Annotated in this window: 2 protein-coding genes and 1 pseudogene; all 3 read right to left on the bottom strand. The window is 67.6% G+C overall.

Annotated elements, in window-relative coordinates:
- Positions 1-57: 57 nt before the first annotated feature.
- Positions 58-1,488: an amidase gene (locus ACWIE7_RS18695; protein ID WP_454070260.1), complete on the bottom strand. Its 1,431-nt coding sequence runs from the start codon at positions 1,486-1,488 to the stop codon at positions 58-60.
- Positions 1,481-1,663, bottom strand: a complete 183-nt coding sequence (locus ACWIE7_RS18690) for a hypothetical protein (protein ID WP_230929956.1) — start codon at positions 1,661-1,663, stop codon at positions 1,481-1,483. Before ACWIE7_RS18690 ends, ACWIE7_RS18695 begins: the two co-directional genes overlap by 8 nt.
- An 857-nt stretch (positions 1,664-2,520) precedes the next feature.
- A pseudogene (locus ACWIE7_RS18685) lies at positions 2,521-2,719 on the bottom strand (ABC transporter substrate-binding protein); the annotation flags it as partial.

Here is a 2,719-nt window from a genome sequence, read left to right as displayed (position 1 = left end):
GGGGCGCCACCGAGGAGGCACCCCGCGCGGGAAGTGGTCAGGCCGCGCCGGCGGCGGTCAGACCGCGCTGACGGGCGAGGCCGAGTGGGGCGCGCGCGAGCCTCCCATCGGATCGGACTCCTCGACGTAGCCCCCCACACGCAACAGAGTGGACTCGTCGAACGCCTTGCCGATGAGCTGAAGCCCCACCGGAAGGCCGTCGTTGAGCCCGGCCGGCACGGTGAGCGCCGGCAGTCCGGTGAGGTTGCTCGGCCCGGTGTAGCGGATGAACGCCTGCACCAGATCCACCGGCGAGCCGTTGAGGTCCGCGACCTCGGACCCGATGTCCGGGGCCATGACCGGCAGCGTGGGCGCCATGATCACGTCCACGTCGGCCAGGGCGGCGGTGAACTCCTGCTTGATCTGGCGGCGGGCCTGCTGCGCCTGCAGGTAGTCCACCGAGGAGAACAGCTCGCCCAGGTAGAACAGGAAGCGGATGTCGCTGCCCATGTCCTGGGGACGGTCGAGCAGGTCCTGGTGGTGGATCGCCGACGCCTCGGACAGGCTCGTGGCGAGCTCGGTCCACTCCGAGTAGCGCAGGGACGGGATCTGCACCTTCTTCACCGTGGCGCCGCGGGCCACCAGGTCGTCGATCCGGGCCCGGACCATCCGCTCGATCTCCGAGTCCACGTCGCGGAAGAAATAGTCCTCCTCCACTCCGATAACCAGTCCGTTCGGGTCGCCGCCGAGGCCGGCCAGGTAATCGTCCACTGGGGCGTCGACCGAGGTGGGGTCGCGGCGGTCGAATCCCGCGATCGCGCCGAGCATGGCGGCGGCGTCGGCGACCGTCTTGGACATGGGCCCGATGTGGTCCAGCGTCCAGGCCAAGGGGAAGCAGCCGAACTTGGACACGCGGCCGTGCGTCGGCTTGAGGCCCACCAGGCCGTTCGCGGACGAGGGGATGCGAATCGAGCCGGCGGTGTCGGTGCCGAGCGTGGAATAGGACATGTCCGCGGCGACGGCGGCACCGGACCCGCCACTGGACCCGCCGGGGACCTTGTCGAGATTCCACGGGTTGTGCACGGGGCCGAAGTGGGGACTGTTGTTGTCGATCCCCCAGGCGTACTCGTGCATGTTGAGCTTGCCGGTGACGACGACGCCCGCCTCACGCAGCTTCGCGACAGTCGTGGCGTCATGCTCGGAGACGAACTCTCCGTGGATCTTCGAGGACATGGTGGTGACCTCGCCCGCGACGTACAGGTTGTCCTTGAGTGCCATGGGGACGCCGTGCAGCGGGCCGCGGACTTCGCCGGCGGCGATCTCCTTCTCGGCCTGTGCGGCCTCGGCGAGCGCCTGCTCGTCGCGGAAACTGACAAAGGCGTTGATCTGCTCGTTCTTCGACCGCGCGTAGTCGAGGCTCTGGCGTGTCACCTCGACGGGGGAGACCTGCTTGTCGCGGATCAGCTCGCCGATCTCGGTCGCGGACTTGCTGAGGAGTTCGTCAGACATGGTGGTCGCCTCCGGGGATGTTGCGGATCGCCACGTCGGCGTCCGCAGTGTTGATGGTGTCGAGGTCGCGCCGGAGTCCGGCGATCTGGGCCCAGGTGGATTCGATGCGGTCGAGTTCGTCGGCCGAGGGGTGTAGTCCCTTGGCGGCGAGCGCGTCCTTTATGGACAGCGTCATCACGGTCTCCTCAGTGTCGAACATCTGAAATAGTTCCAAATGGAACCATATTCAAGGTAGGTGACTCCGGTCACACTGTCTAGTGTTTGAAGAGAACCGTCTCGATACGCGGTGTGGATGCCCTTGCGGGCGCCTCGCGATGTGTGTCCCCGCGGCACGATGCCCGCCGCGCCGCTTCGCGAGAAGGTCCGCCTCAGCCGAATGCGGAAGTGGCAATCGCCGGCGGCGGCAGCCAGGTAAGCATTGACTGTGAGTTTGGCCTGGAACCCGGGGCCGAGAGCAGGGGAGATGTGGCGCTACACAACTGTCCCCACGACCGTCGGGAGACGGCGTCCGCCGACCAGTTCGGGAACAAGGGTCTCTGAGCATCGGCAAGGGGGTGCTGCGCGGCCGTCGCGCGATCATCGCGGTCTTCGGATAGGCCGCCGCGACGCCCACCGAGGCTGGCCCGGCAGATGCAGGCGACGCCACGCCTGTGATGGGCGTGGGTTGGGGGAGGGCCGGTCGCGGGCGAACTCGGTGAGCAGTTCCGTCGGCTCGAGTTAGGGCCACCCACCGGCCATAAACGACTCGCCGAAGTGGATCGACGCGCTGGCCCCCCGTCCGCCGCGAAGTCAGCCGGTCGGTGCAGGAGCAAGTGCGGTGCGGCCGTGTCGTCGCGGCCACCCCCGAGTGGCCTGCCACACCTGCCGCATGAAGCGACGGTCGCCAGCCTGATCCCGTGCATACGGATTTGGGCGGAGGTGGCCAGCGGCTCAAGGGGGCGTGTGATGGTGAGGGCTAGGGGTGTCGTCGTCACGTCCCGACGCGGCGGGGCATGCTCCCCGGATGGGGCTGGAACTACGCGCGACTGGCTCTCAGGGGTTGGTGACGTAGGCGCCGTCGAACAGCATGACCCCCGACGACGTGGGCGAGATTCCCTTCACTGCCTCGTCCACCGCCACGAACTCCTCGGCATTGGCAAAGATCGTGAACGGCATGACCTGGTTGTGGATCTCCTGGAACCGGTTGAGCGCCGCAATCTGCTCGTCCAGGCCTGTGGCGGTCTTGAGGTTG

The sequence above is a fragment of the Dietzia sp. NPDC055343 genome (assembly GCF_053645265.1).
The sequence above is the reverse complement of the archived record's forward strand: the minus strand, read 5'-3'. Positions and strand labels throughout refer to the sequence as shown.